Source organism: Streptomyces sp. SLBN-8D4, assembly GCF_049739545.1.
Lineage (GTDB): Bacteria > Actinomycetota > Actinomycetes > Streptomycetales > Streptomycetaceae > Streptomyces > Streptomyces canus_C.
Genome location: NZ_JBMGQC010000001.1, coordinates 4,542,479 through 4,557,013, shown reverse-complemented (window position 1 = coordinate 4,557,013; position 14,535 = coordinate 4,542,479). Strand labels below are relative to the sequence as shown.

Below are 14,535 nucleotides of genomic sequence, written 5' to 3'. Positions count from 1 at the left end.
CCTTCCGCCGGCCGGGTGTCAGTCCTGCAGACGGACCGGCATCAGGACCGAGAAGCCCCCCTCGTCGTCGGGCCGGCGGATCGCGATCGGCGCCGTCGGGGCGGTGAGCTCCAGCACCAGCCGGTCCCGGCCCGCGGCGGCCAGCGCGTCCATCAGGTACTCGCGGTTGACCACGACGCGGCCCTGATCACCGGCGTCGCCGTCGGCGCAGACGGTCACCGTGCCGTCGTCCTCCACCCTGAGCACGCTCAGGTCATGCGTTCCGGTCTCGTCGCTGCGGACGGGACCCGTCTGCAGGGCCCTGCGGAAGTCCGCGACCTCGACGAGGGCGCGGCGGTCACCGGCCCGGGGCAGGAGACGACGGTAGTCGGGGAAGTCGTGGTCGAGGCACCGGCCGGCCGCCTGCCCGTCCCCGGCCTCCAGGGTCACGCGGTCCCCGTCGAGGGAGAACCGCACGGGTTCCTCGCCGTGCAGCAGCGCCCGCATCGCGTCGGCGAGCGGGGTGGGCACGATGACCTGTACCCGGTCCCCCTCGTGCCCGGTGACACCGGCCCGGGCGACCGCCATGCGGTACCGGTCGGTGGCCACGGCATGGAGGTTCTCGCCCTCGATGTCGAACAGGACCCCGCCGAGCATCGGCAGTTCCGGGTCGGTGCTCGCCGCGAAACGCACGGTGTCCAGTGCGGCCGCCAGTTCGGGCGCGGCGACGGTCAGCCGGAGGGTGGCGGTGCGGAGTGACGACGTCATGACATTCTCCCGGTGATCGAGCAGTGCGCGGAGTGCGGAGAACTCGCCGCGGGCGGCGGACAGCCCCTGTTCCAGGCGGCGCAGGTGCGCGGTGAGCAGTTTCCGGACCAGATCGGTGTCGGCGCCGGACCAACTGGCCAGCACCAGCCGGATGTCCGCCAGCGGCATCCCGGCCCGGCGCAGCCGGGCCAGCAGCCGGGCCTCCTCCAGTTGCGCGGGTGCGTACCAGCGGTAGCCGCTCACCGGATCCACCCAGGCCGGCACCAGCACACCGGCGCGGTCGTAGAACCGCAGGGCGCTCACGCCCAGTCCGCTGTCGCGGGCCGTCTCGCCGATGCTGCGCATGTCGTTCTCCACGCCCTGAACTCTGGGCCCTGCACAAGGTCGAGGGTCAACCCCGGCTCCCCGTGCTCCGCCCAGGTTCACCGGCCGCCCCCGTCCGCCGTTCAGGGCAGGGAGTTCCAGAAGGCGCAGTGGTGGCGGGTGGCGGTGGTGCGGGTCGGGCCGGTGTGGTCCGGGGTCAGGGACTGCACCGTCCCGCGCGGCCAGGGTGGGGCGGCGGGGGTGCCGGGGGTGCCGGTACGGGCGAAGTGGGTCCAGTAGTCGATCATCGTGGTGGCCAGGCGCCACTGGGCCGGGGTCATCGTGCGGGGGCGGCCGCCGAGGTCGTACAGGTAGGGGAGTTCGGCGGCGTGGGGTGCGCCCAGGGGGAACGGCGGGGTGCCGGGGGTGAGCGGCGGGGCGTGTTCGTCCGCGAACTCGTAGCGCCAGACGGGGACGCGGGTGCTGAGCAGGTCGCCGGTGCGCAGGGTGGGGCAGGCGAAGTCGGCGTCGCCGATGACCGCGCCGAACACCGGGCCGCCGTCCTTCCCCGTCACGGGGTACTCGCGGACGATCGCCCTCGCGCGGGCCGGGTCGGGGAAGAAGGCGGCCACGACATCGGGCCAGGTCTCGGGGGTGACCGGGTTGCCGGCCCGCATGATGCCGGCGGCCCAGCCGTTGCCCTCGTCGTGGTTGCTGCCGATGAGCACGGGCACGTGATGGACGCGGCCGGCGGCGAGGGCGTCCGCGGGGTCGCGGGGCAGCAACGGGGTGGCGTAGGCGGGCTGTTGGTCGGGGTCCTGGGCGGCCAGCAGGCGGGAGACCTTCACCCCGCGCAGACAGGCCATGGTGTCCCGGGCGGAGGAGCAGCCGACCCCGGCCGCGAGCCGCGCGCCGGTCTCACGCGCCGCGGGCAGCGCGGCGGCGAAGGGGGCGAAGGGCCGGTCGGGCCGCCCGGTGCACGGACCGCTCTGGATGATCGCCCGTGCGAAGAGGCCCGCGGCGGCGGGTGAGGCGAGCTGGGCGCAGACGCTGTAGCCGCCGGCCGACTCGCCGGCCAGTGTGACGTTGTGCGGGTCGCCGCCGAAGGCACCGATGCCGGCCCTGACCCAGCGGAGCGCCGCCTGCTGGTCGGCCAGGCCGAAGGTGCCGGAACCCGGGAGGCCGGCCCGGGCGAGGAAGCCGAGCGCGCCGAGGCGGTAGTTGACCGTGACGACCACGACATCGCCACGGGTGGCCATGCGGTGGGCGCCGTAGGAGCTGCCCGCGCCGGTGGTGAAGCCGCCGCCGTGCAGCCAGACGATCACCGGCCGGGGGTGCCGCGGGGCGGGTCCGGCCGGGGTGGTGACGTTCAGGTACAGGCAGTCCTCGTCGGTGCTGCCGCCGGGTACCTCGCCCGCCGGCTGCGGGCAGGCGCTCGCGGGCCGGCCGGCGTCCCGTGTCCCCGCCCAGGGCCGCGCTGGGCGGGGTGGCGCCCAGCGCAGCCTGCCGACCGGGGGCGCCGCGTAGGGGATGCCCTCGAAGGTGTCGTAGCCGTCGTGGGCGGTGCCCCGCAGCACACCGTCGTGCGTGCGTACCGTCGTGCCGACAGCGGGCGTCGCGCGGTCCGCCCGCTGTGTGGACGCCGACGTGGATGTCGGCGGGGACGCCAGGGTGGACAGCGGTGCGGACATCGGTGTCGGCAGCGCCGGCCGGGCCGTGGCGAGCACGGCGGTCAGGGTGGCCAGTGTGCAGGCCAGGGTGGTCAGGACACGGTGCATGCTCATGGGACTCCCCGTTCGCGCGGACGCGGTTCAGCCGCCGCCCATTCCGCCCTGGGCGGCGATCATGGTCGTGCTCAGACCCCGAACGGCCTTCTCCAGACCGGGCGCGAGGGCGCCGAGACGGCTCGTGCAGGCGTCGACGCGCTCCCGCAGCACTCGGGCCTCCCGCCGCGAGAGGACCGACCGGACCTTGCCCGCCGCGGCCAGCGCCGACAGGGCGGTGTCGGCGGCGGGGATCTCGTGGACGGGTGCGTCGCCGTGCAGCACGGCCGACACGCGGTCGTGCACCGTCCGGAGCGCGGCCGGGTCCGACACGGTCACGCGCCGGCCGCCCCGCCCGGTCCGGGACGACTGGACGCCGACGAGGCCCAGCGCGGCCAGCCGGTCCTCCAGGGCCGTCAGGGTCCGCCGGCGACGACGCCGGACCAGTTGTTTCCAGCCCTGCCCGCGGGCCTCGCGCAGCACGTCGTCCAGCACGGGATCCCCCGTCGATCCCGTCCCGGCCACCGTGACCCCGCCGTCACCGCCCTCCACCAGACGCCCGCGCAGCGCGAGCTCGGTCAGGACGGCCGCCCGGACGAGCAGCGCGGTCCGTGAGCGGTCGTACGGACCTTTCGCCGCCTCGTCGTGGGCGAGCAGGTACATGCGGTGGTGGAGCGCCTCGGTCATACCGACGACGCTACGGGCGGGCGTCCCGCCGCTGATCGGCCTCAGGAACGGATCCGCTCTGGGAGCGCAGGAGGAGCGGCGCGGTTTCTCCTCCCCAGGGAGGACATCAGGCGCCCCGCGGCCGGACGAGGCCGTGATCGTACGCGGCGACCACCGCCTGCACCCGGTCCCGCAGGCCCAGCTTGCGCAGCACCGCGGTGAGGTGGTTCTTGACGGTGGCCTCCGAGAGGCCCAGCCGTGCGGCGATCTCGGCGTTCGACAGCGCCTGCCCGATCAGGGTGAGCACCTCCCGCTCCCGGCCGGACAGCTTCTCCAGGCCCGGCGGCGGTTCCACGTCGGGCGCGGTGCGCAGGAACCGGTCCAGGACCCGGCGGGTCACCGAGGGGGCCAGCAGCGCGTCCCCGCGGGCCGTGAGGCGGATCGCGTCCACGAGTTCGGCGGGCCGGATGTCCTTCAGCAGAAACCCGCTGGCCCCGGCCCGCAGCGCCGCCACCACGTGCGCGTCCAGGTCCCAGGTGGTCAGCACGAGCACACGGGCCGTGCTGCCGTCGGCGACGATCCGCCGGGTCGCCTCGATGCCGTCCAGGACGGGCATCCGTACGTCCATCAGCACGACGTCCGGCCGGGCCTCCCGGGCCAGCCGCACGGCCTCCCGGCCGTCCGACGCCTCGCCGACCACCTCCAGGTCGTCCCGGGCGTCGATGATCATCCGGAAGCCGGTGCGCACCAGGGCCTGGTCGTCGGCCACCACCACGCGAAGGGTCATGACGCGTACTCCGTCGGCAGCTCGGCCTCCACCACGAACCCGCCCCCGGGCGCGGGACCGGCGCGCAGGCTCCCGCCGAGCATCCGGACCCGTTCCCGCATGCCCACCAGACCGCGCCCCGCGCCCGCACCTGCGGACCGACCCGAGGGCGTACGGCCGTTGTCGGCCACGGTGATCCGGATCCGCTCCCCGTCGGCCGTCACCGTCAGGCGCACCTCGTCGGCGCCGCCGGCGTGCCGCAACGTGTTGGTGAGCGACTCCTGGACGATCCGGTACGCCGCCAGATCGACCGCCGCCGGCAGGCCGTCGGGAACGCCCGCGCGGTCGAGGCACACCGTCACGCCCGCCGCGCGCACCGCCTCGGCCAGTTCGTCCAGCCGGGCCAGACCCGGCCGCAGGGTCCGTTCCTCCGCGTCCGGATCCCCGTCCGGATCCCCGTCCTCGGGCCGGAACGCCCGCAGCAGCAGCCGCAGTTCGTCCAGGGCCGACCGCCCGGCGCTCTCGATCGCCCGCAAGGACTGACGGGCCTGCTCGGGACGAGCGGTGAAGACGTCGTCGGCGGCGCCCGCCTGAATCACCATCACCGACAGCGTGTGGGCCACCACGTCGTGCACCTCCCGTGCGATACGCGCGCGCTCCTCCGCCACCGCCCGGCGTGTCTCCGCCGCGGCCCGGGCCCGCTGCGCCCCGCGCCACTGTCCCGCGGTCCACGCCAGGAGCACGGCGAGCAGGAACGCCGACACGACGCCCGGTCCGCCGACGACGAACGCGAGCGGCGCCAGAGCGCACATCCCCGCCAGTGCCGTCACCGACACCCGCCTCGGCCGCGCGGCCGACAGCACGCACAGGGCGACCTGCGCCGCCAGCAGCGCCCCGGTCAACGTCACCGCGGGAAACAGCGCCCACACCGCCACACCCGTGACCACGCCCGCGCCCAGCACGGCGAGCGGGTGGCGCAGCACCCACCGCAGGGCGCAGACCTGCACGACGACCAGGACCAGCGCCAGGGCCAGGCGCCCGCCCGTGCCGGCGCCGACGGCGATCACCGACGTGCCGAGCACTCCGAGCACCAGGACGGCCGACCCGCCCCACAGAGCCCGCACGGTCCGCGCCGACGGGGCACCCCTCGCCCCGCCCTCGGACACCTCGCCCGGCCATGCCGTATCCCGACTCACAACCGGACCCTACCCAGCTGCCGGTCCCGCTCCCCACGCCGCCGGTCCCCGCGAGAGTGTCGGGCCCGCCACCGGAGCGGACAGCGTCACCCCTGGTCAGAGGCGGGGTTTCCGGGCTAGCGTCCGTCCATGGCAGCCTTCGACCCCTGGGACCCGGCGTTTCTCGCCGACCCGTACCCCGCCTACGCCGAGCTCCGCGCCCACGGCCGGGTGCAGTACTACGAGCCCACGAACCAGTGGCTCGTCCCGCACCACGCGGACGTCTCCGCGCTGCTCAGGGACCGCAGGCTCGGGCGGACCTATCAGCACCGGTTCACGCACGAGGACTTCGGGCGTACGGCACCCCCGGCGGAGCACGAGCCGTTCCACACCCTCAACGACCACGGGATGCTCGACCTGGAGCCCCCGGACCACACCAGGATCCGGCGTCTGGTGTCGAAGGCGTTCACTCCGCGCACCGTCGAGCAGCTGAGGCCGTACGTGACCCGGCTGGCCGGTGAGCTGGTGGACCGGCTCGTCGCGCGGGGCGGCGGTGATCTGCTGACCGATGTCGCCGAGCCGCTGCCCGTCGCCGTGATCGCCGAGATGCTGGGCATCCCGGAGACGGACCGGGCGCCCCTGCGGCCCTGGTCGGCGGACATCTGCGGGATGTACGAGCTGAACCCGTCGGAGGACGTGGCGGCGCGGGCGGTCCGGGCCTCGGTCGAGTTCTCCGACTACCTCCGCGACCTGATCGCCGAGCGCCGCAAGGAGCCCGGGGACGACCTGATCTCGGGGCTCATCGCCGCGCACGACGAGGGTGACCGGCTCACCGAGCAGGAGATGATCTCCACCTGCGTCCTGCTGCTCAACGCGGGCCACGAGGCCACCGTGAACGCCACGGTCAACGGCTGGTACGCCCTGTTCCGCAACCCCGGCCAGCTGGCCGCCCTCCGCGCGGACCGCTCCCTCGTCCCGGGAGCCGTCGAGGAGCTGATGCGCTACGACACCCCGCTGCAGCTCTTCGAACGCTGGGTGCTGGACGACATCGAGATCGACGGGACGACCGTCCCGCGGGGCGCCGAGATCGCCCTGCTCTTCGGCTCCGCCAACCACGACCCCGAGGTGTTCCGGGACCCCGAGCGCCTCGACCTCACCCGCACGGACAACCCGCACATCTCCTTCAGCGCCGGCATCCACTACTGCATCGGCGCGCCCCTGGCCCGTATCGAACTGGCCGCCTCCATGACGGCCGTACTGGAGAAGGCCCCGACGCTGACCCTGGCGGCGGAGCCGGAACGCAAGCCGAACTTCGTGATCCGGGGGTTGGAGGGACTGGCCGTCGAGGTGAGGTGATCACTCGTTCGGCTGATCACAGGGTGAACAGGCGCGCGGTTCGCCCGGAGCTCGCCACATTGGCCACAGCCTGAGAGGGGTGCACCATGACCGTTATGGCAGAGCGCGCAGTGCAGTCGTCCCAGATGTCGGTGGAGGAGTTCGAGAGGATCGCCGCCTTCGCGGCCAAGGAGACCGACGACGCCGTCAGGTTCGAGTTCACGCGGTACTCGTGCCCGAGGGGCATTTCGCCGGGCATGGTGAATAGGCTGATCCGAGCGGTGTGCTCCTGGTGCTTGAGGTCACGTCGCACGACTCCGACACCGACCGGAGAGATCGTCAGGAGAAGCCCGTTGCGTATGGGGCGGCGGGCATTCCCCTCTACTTGTTGATCGACCGTGAGGCCTGCACGGTCACGCAGTACGGAGATCCGGACCCCGGTGTCGGGTACCGCAGCAGCCGAAAGGAGCCGTTCGGGGCCAAGCTCCTGCTCCCCGAGCCCCTTGGCATCGAACTCGACACCGAGAAGCTCAAGCAGTACGTCGACTGACGCCCGCGTCCCGCCTAGTTCCGGAAGACGCGGATCAGCAGGATGAGGGTCAGTACGGGCAGGAACGCTCCCGCGAGGATCACCAAGGGGAGCTCTGTGAGCAGGACCGAGTAGTCCATGCCCTCGTTCTCGAAGCCGGCGCCCAGGTGGCGCTGGGTGCGGGATATGGACAGCCACAGCAGGGGGGCCGCCGTCGCCCCCGCCGCCGACAGTGCACAGCCCGCGCAGGTCACTCCGTCAACACGCCGTTTCATGCCTGGAGGGACGTGCGTTCCCCGGTCCGCGGTTCAGGTCGTGACATCGCGTCGCCGCAGTCCCGCCAGGCCCGCCGTCACCAGCGCCATCGCGAGCGCGAGCAGGACCAGCACCGGCGTCCACTCCATGCTCCCGCCCGGCAGCTTCGGCAGGTGGCCGAAGGGGGAGAGGTCCAGGACCGCCCGCGGGACGTCGAGGGCCGGGCCGACCCAGCCGATCAGGAGCACCGCCCCGGCGACCGCCCAGGCCAGGGGAGCCAGGCGTGGGGCGAGCCCGTACAGCAGGACCGTGAGCCCTGCGACGACCCACACCGCCGGGAGCTGCACCAGGCACCCGCCCAGGATCGGGCCGACCTCCTTGCCGTAGCCCACGGCGAAGCCGAGACCCGCGAGCAGCATGATGAGCGCCGAGCCGCCGAAGGCGATCACCAGATGGCCCGAGGCCCACCGCAGGCGGCCCACCGCGTTCGCCAGCACCGGTTCCGCCCGCATCGACGTCTCCTCACCGTGCAGCCGCAGCACCGACGCGACGACGTACAGCGCGGCCAACAGGCCCAGCATCCCGGTCATCGAGGCGAGGAACGCGTCCGTGATCCCGGACCGTCCGCCCATCCGCTCGATGATCTCGCGGGTCCTGTCGTTGTCGCCGACCAGGTCGGCCACGCCGTCCGTCAGACCGCCGTAGACCACCCCGGCGAGGAAGAAGCCGATCGACCAGCCGAGCACACTGCCCCGCTGGAGCCGCCAGGCCAGCGCGCCCGCAGTGCCCAGGCGGCCGTCGGAGGGGCCCGGACGGGTCGGCACGAAGCTCATGCCCAGGTCCCTGCGCCCCGCCAGGACGTAGGCCAGCGCACCCTGGCCGGCGATCGCCGCCGCGAACAGCAGCAGCACCCACCAGCGTTCCCCGGCGAAGGGGCGCAACTGCGACAGCCAGCCCAGCGGCGACAGCCAGGACAGCACCGAGGAACCGTCGGTGGAGCCCGAGTCCCCCGCCGCCCGCAGCACGAAGGCCGCACCCAGGGCCCCCGCCGTGAGCCCCCGCGCCAGCCGCGCGCTCTCCGTCAGCTGCGCGACGATCGCGGCCATGGTGGCGAAGAGCATGCCGACGGCGGCAAGACCCAGGCCGAAGGCCAGCGCGCCCGCGACGCCCTGGCCCGCCAGCCCCACCGTCACCAGCAGCCCCAGCACACCGCTCGCCACGGCCGCCGCAAGCAGCGCCGACGTCAGGGACGCCCGCCGGCCCACCACGCCGGAGGCGAGCAGTTCCTGCCGCCCGCTCTCCTCCTCGTCACGGGTGTGGCGTACGACGACCAGGAGGCCGGTGACGGCGGCGAGCGCCCCGGCGAAGAGGCCGACGCGCCAGGCGGTGAGGGCGCCGAGCGAGTCGTCGAAAACGGGCCCGATCAGCGCGCGCAGGGAGGAGTTGGTGGCCACCTGGCGCAGCAGGTCAGCGCGCTCGGCCGCGGTGCCGTACAGGCCCCTCAAGGCGTTCGGCATGGACAGGACCATCAGCGCGTTCACCGCCACCCACACCGGGATCATCACCCGGTCGCGGCGGAGGTTGAAGCGCAGCAGTACGCCGGTGCCGACGAGGGAGGTCATGACGCCGCCGCCTCCTCGTCCTGGTAGTGGCGCAGGAACAGTTCCTCCAGCGTGGGCGGTGTCGAGGTCAGCGAGCGCACTCCCGACTCGCTCAACTGCCGTAGCACCGCGTCGAGTTGTTCGGTGTCCACCTGCAGCCGCACCCGGTGGCCCTGGACGTCGAGGTCGTGGACGCCGGGCAGCTGCGCCAACCCGTTGGGCGGGCCCGCGAGTTCGGCCGTGACGCTGGTCCGGGTGAGGTGGCGCAGCTCGGCCAGCGAACCCGACTCCACCGTGCGGCCGCGCCGGATGATGCTGACCCGGTCGCAGAGCTCCTCGACCTCGCTCAGGATGTGCGAGGAGAGCAGGACCGTGCGGCCGCGCTCCCGCTCCTCCTCCACGCAGCGCTGGAAGACCGCCTCCATCAGCGGGTCCAGGCCCGAGGTCGGCTCGTCCAGGATCAGCAGGTCCACGTCGGAGGCGAACGCGGCGACCAGGGCGACCTTCTGTCGGTTTCCCTTGGAGTAGGTGCGGCCCTTCTTGGTGGGGTCCAGCTCGAAGCGCTCGATCAGTTCGGCGCGGCGCGAGCGGTCGAGGCCGCCGCGGAGACGGCCGTAGAGATCGATGACCTCGCCGCCCGACAGGTTCCTCCACAGCGTCACGTCCCCGGGGACGTAGGCGATCCGGCGGTGCACCTGGACCGCGTCGGCCCACGGGTCGCGGCCGAGCACCTGCGCGGCGCCGGAGTCGGCGCGCAGCAGGCCGAGCAGGACGCGGATGGCGGTGGACTTCCCGGCGCCGTTCGGTCCGAGGAAGCCGTGCACCTCGCCGGCGGTGACCTCCAGGTCGAGCCCGTCGAGGGCGTGGGTGCGGCCGAACGACTTGTGGAGCCCGGAGACCGTGATTGCCTTCGTCATGCTTCAGAACGTACGCTTCTTTCAGAAATTTGTGAAGATAAGGAAGCGTATGAAGCCCCGTTAGGGTGGTGACCATGACGGATGCGGTGGGGCGGGACCCGGAGGCGGTCTCGAAGTTCGTGGAGGGCTTCGCGGCCCAGCTCGTCGAGGCCGGAATGCAGCGCATGCCGGCCCGGGTCTTCGCCGCGCTCCTCTCCTCCGACGCGGGCACCATGACCTCCGCCGAACTGGGGGAGCAGCTGCGGATCAGCCCGGCCGCGGTCTCCGGGGCGGTGCGCTATCTCGCCCAGACGCACATGGTCTCCCGGGAGCGGGAGCCCGGTTCGCGCCGGGAGCGCTACCGGGTGCACGGCGACCAGTGGTACGAAGCCCTGACCAACCGTGAGGCCGTCCTCCAGCGCTGGGAGATCGCCCTGCGCGAGGGCGTCGACAGCCTCGGCCCCGACACCCCCGCGGGCCGCCGCATGGCCGAGACCCTCGCCTTCTTCGAGTTCGTCGAGACCGAGGTCGCCGCCATGATGGAGCGGTGGCGGGTGCACCGCCGACAGCTCTTCGGCGACTAGGACCTACCGCTCCTTCGTCTCCTCCAGCACCGTCCGCCCCAGCAGCAGATACCGCTCCGGGGAGCGGCGCTTCAGGTACTGGGCGTACGCGATGCCCAGGGCGGCGACGGCCGCCACCAGCCACGGCGTGGCCTTCAGCACCAGGGAGCCGGACTCCGAGCCGGCCGCCGCGCTCATGTTGGAGACCAGCAGGGCGACCACCGCGAGCATCGCCACACCGCCGACCAGCGGGGCCGTCAGGGTGCGGAACCAGTGGCGGGTCTCGGGGTGGTGGGTGCGGAAGTAGGCCAGCACCGCGAAGGAGCACACGGCCTGCACGATCAGGATCGCCATGGTGCCGAGGATGGCGAGCAGGACGTATGTGCCGCTGTACGGGTCCTTGCCGGCCGCCCAGAACGCCACCAGGAGTACGGCCGTCACGACCGTCTGCACCAGGCCCGCGACGTGCGGTGAGCCGTGCCGGGGGTGGGTGCGGCCGACCGTGTTCTTGAGGGCGGGAAGGGCGCCCTCGCGGCCCAGCGCGTACATGTAGCGGGCGGCGCAGTTGTGGAAGGCCATGCCGCAGGCCAGCGAACCGGTGATCATCAGCCACTGCATGACGTCGACCGCCCAGTGGCCGACGTACCGCTCGGTGGGGCCGAAGAAGAGCCCGAAGGGGTTGGCGGTGGCGACCTTGACGGCGTCCGCCTCGCCGGTGCCGGAGATGGCCATCCAGGAGACGAGGACGTAGAAGACGCCGACGCCGAGGACGGAGATCATCGTCGCCTTGGGGATGATCTTCTTCGGGTTGCGGGACTCCTCGCCGTACATCGCCGTCGACTCGAAGCCGACCCACGACCAGAAGGCGAAGAAGAGGCCGAGGCCGGCGGACGTGCCCTTGAAGGCGTTGACCGGATTGACCGGGTCGAGGCTGAAGCCGTCCGGGCCGCCGCCGTGGAGGGCGACGGAGACCGCCATCGCGGCGAGAACCGTCACCTCGGTGGCGAGCAGGACCACGAGGAGCTTCTCGGCGACCGAGACGCCGAACCAGGTGCCCATCGCGTTGACGGCGAGCATCAGGGCCGCGAAGGCCCACCAGGGGATGTGCACCCCGGTCTGGTCCTTCAGCGTCCCCGTCGCGAACGACGAGAAGATGCCGATGAGCGCCGGCTCGAAGACGACGTAGGCGAAGGTCGCGAGCAGTCCCGACGCGAGGCCGACCGTGCGGCCGAGGCCGTAGGAGATGAAGCCGTAGAAGGCGCCCGTCGAGGTGATGTGCTTCGCCATCGAGGTGAAGCCGACGGAAAAGATTGCCAGGACGACCATTGCGACGAGATAGCTCGCGGGGGCGCCGATGCCGTTGCCCGCGGAGACCATGAAGGGCACGTTGCCCGTCATCGCGGTGATCGGGGCCGCGGTCGCCACGGCCATGAAGACCACGCCGAGCAGGCCGATGGCGTTGGGCTTCAGCCGGTGGACCGCGCCGTCGCCGTCCGTTTTCGCCGCCGGGGCGACTCCCTCGTCCACTGCCATCGGGTGGCCCCTCTCCTTGTCCGTCCACTACGTGTCGAACCGGAACTCTGTAGACCCAATAAGTCGAGCAAGGGTCTCGGGGCGTTAAATGTTTGTCAACCATACCTTTAGAAATCTGACCGCAACACGCGGCTCGTAGCGTCGTCGGCATGAGCTATACGTCCGTTCTCGGCGGTCGACACCACCGCTTCGACACCCTCGCCCGCTTGCTCGCCGCCGCGAGTCCCGAACGCTCCGGCGACCGGCTGGCGGGACTCGCAGCCGCGTCCGAAAGGGAGCGGGTGGCCGCCCGCTGGGCGCTGGCGGACGTGCCGCTCGCTCAGTTCCTGGCCGAGCCGCTGATCCCGTACGAGAGCGACGACGTGACACGGCTGATCCTCGACACGCACGACACGGCCGCCTTCGCGCCGGTGGCGGGGCTGACGGTGGGCGAGTTCCGGGAGTGGCTGCTGTCCCCCGGAGCCGACGCGGGGGCGCTGGCCGCCCTCGCGCCCGGGCTCACGCCCGAGATGGTCGCCGCCGTCTCCAAGTTGATGGGCAACGCGGACCTGGTCGCGGTGGCCCGCAAGGTGCGCGTGGTCACCGCGTTCCGCTCGACGATCGGGCTGCCGGGACGGCTGGCGACCCGGCTCCAGCCCAACCATCCGACCGACGACCCGGCGGGCGTGGCGGCGGCCCTCCTCGACGGGCTGCTGCTCGGCTCCGGCGACGCGGTGATCGGCATCAACCCGGCGACCGACAGCCCCAAGGCCGTACGGGACCTGCTGGAACTGCTCGACGGGGTGATCCAGCGGTACGCGATCCCCGCCCAGTCCTGCGTGCTGTGCCATGTCACGACCAGCGTGGACCTGATGTCCCGGGGAGCCCCGGTGGACCTGGTCTTCCAGTCGGTCGCCGGGACACAGGCGGCCAACGCGTCCTTCGGGGTGACTCTGGGGCTGCTCGACGAGGCGTACGAGGCCGCCCTCGCCCTGCGGCGGGGCACGGTCGGCCGGAACGTCATGTACTTCGAGACCGGGCAGGGCAGTGCCCTGTCGGCGGGCGCGCACCACGGGGTGGACCAGCAGACGGTGGAGGCCCGGGCGTACGCGGTGGCGCGGCGCTACGACCCGCTGCTCGTGAACACCGTCGTCGGCTTCATCGGCCCGGAGTACCTCTACGACGGCCGGCAGATCCTGCGCGCCGCCCTGGAGGACCACTTCTGCGGCAAGCTCCTCGGCCTGCCGATGGGGCTGGACATCTGCTACACCAACCACGCCGACGCGGACGACGACGACATCGCCACGATGCTCACGATGCTCGGCGTGGCCGGCGCGTCCTTCGTGATCTGCACACCGGGCGGCGACGACATCATGCTCAACTACCAGTCAGCCTCGTACCACGACGCGTTGTACCTCCGGGAGGTCCTGGGGCTGCGCCCGGCACCGGAGTTCGAGGCGTGGCTGGAGTCGATCGGGCTGCTGGACGACCGGGGGGCGATCAGGGACGCGGCGGGCGGACATCCGCTGACGGCCATCGGAAGGGAGCTCGCGGCATGAGCCAGATCACTCCGGGCGACGGCGAGCTGTGGTCGTCCCTGCGTCGCCACACGCAGGCCCGTATCGGGCTGGGCCGCTCCGGCTCCGCACTGCCCACCCGGCACCGGCTCGAACTCCAGGCCGCGCATGCGGCGGCCCGGGACGCGGTGCACTCGCCGTTCGACCCGGACGCGGTGGTGGCGGGGCTGGCGGGGATGCCGACGGTACGGGTCCGCAGTGCGGCTCCCGATCGGCTGACGTATCTCCAGAGGCCGGATCTGGGTCGCCGACTGCATGCCATCGACCGGGCGCATCTGCCGGTGGGGGAGTGGGACGTGGTCTTCGTCGTCGCCGACGGGCTGTCCAGCCGGGCGGTGCACGAGCATGCGGCGGCCGTCGTACGGCGGACGACGGAGCGTCTGCCGTCCTGGGCCGTCGCTCCTGTCGTCCTCGCCGAGCAGGCTCGCGTGGCGCTGGGTGACGACATCGCCTCCGCGATGGGGGCGGGCATGGTGGTGGTGCTGGTCGGGGAACGTCCCGGGATGTCGGCGGCGGACTCGCTGGGGGCGTACCTGACGCACCGGCCGGTGCCGGGGGTGACGACCGACGCCGACCGCAACTGCCTGTCCAACATCCGGCCGCCGATGGGGCTCTCCTACGAGGGGGCGGCGGGAAAGCTGGCGGGGCTGATGGGGCGGGCGCGGGAACTGGGGGCCACGGGGGTGGCCCTGAAGGACGAGTCGGAGGCGGTGGTTCCGCCGGCGTAGGGCATGGCGGGTTCTTCGCGCGCAGGGCGCCCGACCGCCGGCAGGTACAGCCTGCTGTACCTCGAACCGGGCGGACTGCGGGATCGGTCGAGGGGGGTCCTGATCCATAGCGTCGGTGA

15 protein-coding genes are annotated in these 14,535 nt (G+C 72.7%); 5 read left to right on the top strand and 10 right to left on the bottom strand.

Annotation, left to right across the window (positions count from 1 at the left end; genetic code table 11):
• Positions 1-18 precede the first annotated feature (18 nt).
• The 5 genes from RKD20_RS20525 to RKD20_RS20505 form a co-directional block, all read right to left on the bottom strand.
• On the bottom strand, positions 19-1,092 hold the full coding sequence (locus RKD20_RS20525; protein WP_424878985.1) for a MerR family transcriptional regulator: 1,074 nt from the start codon (positions 1,090-1,092) through the stop codon (positions 19-21).
• 101 nt (positions 1,093-1,193) lie between these two features.
• Positions 1,194-2,834 (bottom strand): carboxylesterase/lipase family protein, encoded by a 1,641-nt coding sequence (locus RKD20_RS20520; RefSeq protein WP_424878984.1) that lies wholly within the window; start codon positions 2,832-2,834, stop codon positions 1,194-1,196.
• Between the two features lie 27 nt (positions 2,835-2,861).
• Positions 2,862-3,500, bottom strand: a complete 639-nt coding sequence (locus tag RKD20_RS20515) for a GOLPH3/VPS74 family protein (RefSeq protein ID WP_424878983.1) — start codon at positions 3,498-3,500, stop codon at positions 2,862-2,864.
• A 106-nt stretch (positions 3,501-3,606) separates the two neighbouring features.
• Complete coding sequence (locus RKD20_RS20510; RefSeq protein WP_424878982.1) at positions 3,607-4,266, bottom strand: response regulator; 660 nt, start codon at positions 4,264-4,266, stop codon at positions 3,607-3,609.
• Complete coding sequence (locus RKD20_RS20505) at positions 4,263-5,441, bottom strand: sensor histidine kinase (RefSeq protein WP_424878981.1); 1,179 nt, start codon at positions 5,439-5,441, stop codon at positions 4,263-4,265. Before RKD20_RS20505 ends, RKD20_RS20510 begins: the two co-directional genes overlap by 4 nt.
• Positions 5,442-5,570: 129 nt before the next feature.
• On the opposite strand from RKD20_RS20505, the gene RKD20_RS20500 reads away from it, so the two are divergent.
• Positions 5,571-6,776: a cytochrome P450 gene (locus tag RKD20_RS20500; protein WP_424878980.1), complete on the top strand. Its 1,206-nt coding sequence runs from the start codon at positions 5,571-5,573 to the stop codon at positions 6,774-6,776.
• Positions 6,777-6,792: 16 nt separating this feature from the next.
• Here RKD20_RS20500 and RKD20_RS20495 read toward each other — a convergent pair whose 3' ends face one another.
• Positions 6,793-7,014 (bottom strand): hypothetical protein, encoded by a 222-nt coding sequence (locus tag RKD20_RS20495; protein WP_424878979.1) that lies wholly within the window; start codon positions 7,012-7,014, stop codon positions 6,793-6,795.
• Positions 7,015-7,038: 24 nt separating this feature from the next.
• Here RKD20_RS20495 and RKD20_RS20490 point away from each other — a divergent pair, with 24 nt between their 5' ends.
• Positions 7,039-7,305 carry a Uma2 family endonuclease gene (locus RKD20_RS20490; RefSeq protein WP_424878978.1) on the top strand — a complete coding sequence of 89 codons (267 nt, stop codon included), beginning with the start codon at positions 7,039-7,041 and terminating at the stop codon, positions 7,303-7,305.
• 14 nt (positions 7,306-7,319) lie between these two features.
• Here the strand turns inward: RKD20_RS20490 and RKD20_RS20485 are convergent, their stop codons facing one another.
• The 3 genes from RKD20_RS20485 to RKD20_RS20475 are packed head-to-tail and all read right to left on the bottom strand — an operon-like array spanning position 7,320 to position 10,057.
• The gene (locus RKD20_RS20485; RefSeq protein ID WP_424878977.1) at positions 7,320-7,559 is read right to left on the bottom strand and encodes a hypothetical protein; all 240 of its coding nucleotides are present in this window, start codon (positions 7,557-7,559) and stop codon (positions 7,320-7,322) included.
• A gap of 33 nt (positions 7,560-7,592) precedes the next feature.
• Complete coding sequence (locus tag RKD20_RS20480; RefSeq protein WP_424878976.1) at positions 7,593-9,161, bottom strand: ABC transporter permease; 1,569 nt, start codon at positions 9,159-9,161, stop codon at positions 7,593-7,595.
• Positions 9,158-10,057 (bottom strand): ATP-binding cassette domain-containing protein, encoded by a 900-nt coding sequence (locus tag RKD20_RS20475; RefSeq protein WP_424878975.1) that lies wholly within the window; start codon positions 10,055-10,057, stop codon positions 9,158-9,160. Before RKD20_RS20475 ends, RKD20_RS20480 begins: the two co-directional genes overlap by 4 nt.
• Before the next feature lie 74 nt (positions 10,058-10,131).
• On the opposite strand from RKD20_RS20475, the gene RKD20_RS20470 reads away from it, so the two are divergent.
• A complete protein-coding gene (locus RKD20_RS20470) occupies positions 10,132-10,620 on the top strand; it encodes a GbsR/MarR family transcriptional regulator (protein ID WP_424878974.1) in 489 nt (162 codons plus the stop codon).
• 3 nt (positions 10,621-10,623) lie between these two features.
• Here RKD20_RS20470 and RKD20_RS20465 read toward each other — a convergent pair whose 3' ends face one another.
• Positions 10,624-12,132 carry an APC family permease gene (locus RKD20_RS20465; protein WP_424878973.1) on the bottom strand — a complete coding sequence of 503 codons (1,509 nt, stop codon included), beginning with the start codon at positions 12,130-12,132 and terminating at the stop codon, positions 10,624-10,626.
• Positions 12,133-12,281: 149 nt separating this feature from the next.
• Between RKD20_RS20465 and RKD20_RS20460 the strand changes: the two genes are divergently transcribed.
• Together RKD20_RS20460 and eutC are read left to right on the top strand one after the other, a co-directional pair.
• Complete coding sequence (locus RKD20_RS20460; protein WP_424878972.1) at positions 12,282-13,670, top strand: ethanolamine ammonia-lyase subunit EutB; 1,389 nt, start codon at positions 12,282-12,284, stop codon at positions 13,668-13,670.
• Entirely contained in the window at positions 13,667-14,416 is a 750-nt protein-coding gene (eutC, locus tag RKD20_RS20455) for an ethanolamine ammonia-lyase subunit EutC (RefSeq protein ID WP_424878971.1), read from the top strand. The genes RKD20_RS20460 and eutC overlap by 4 nt, the downstream gene beginning before the upstream one ends.
• Positions 14,417-14,535: the final 119 nt, after the last annotated feature.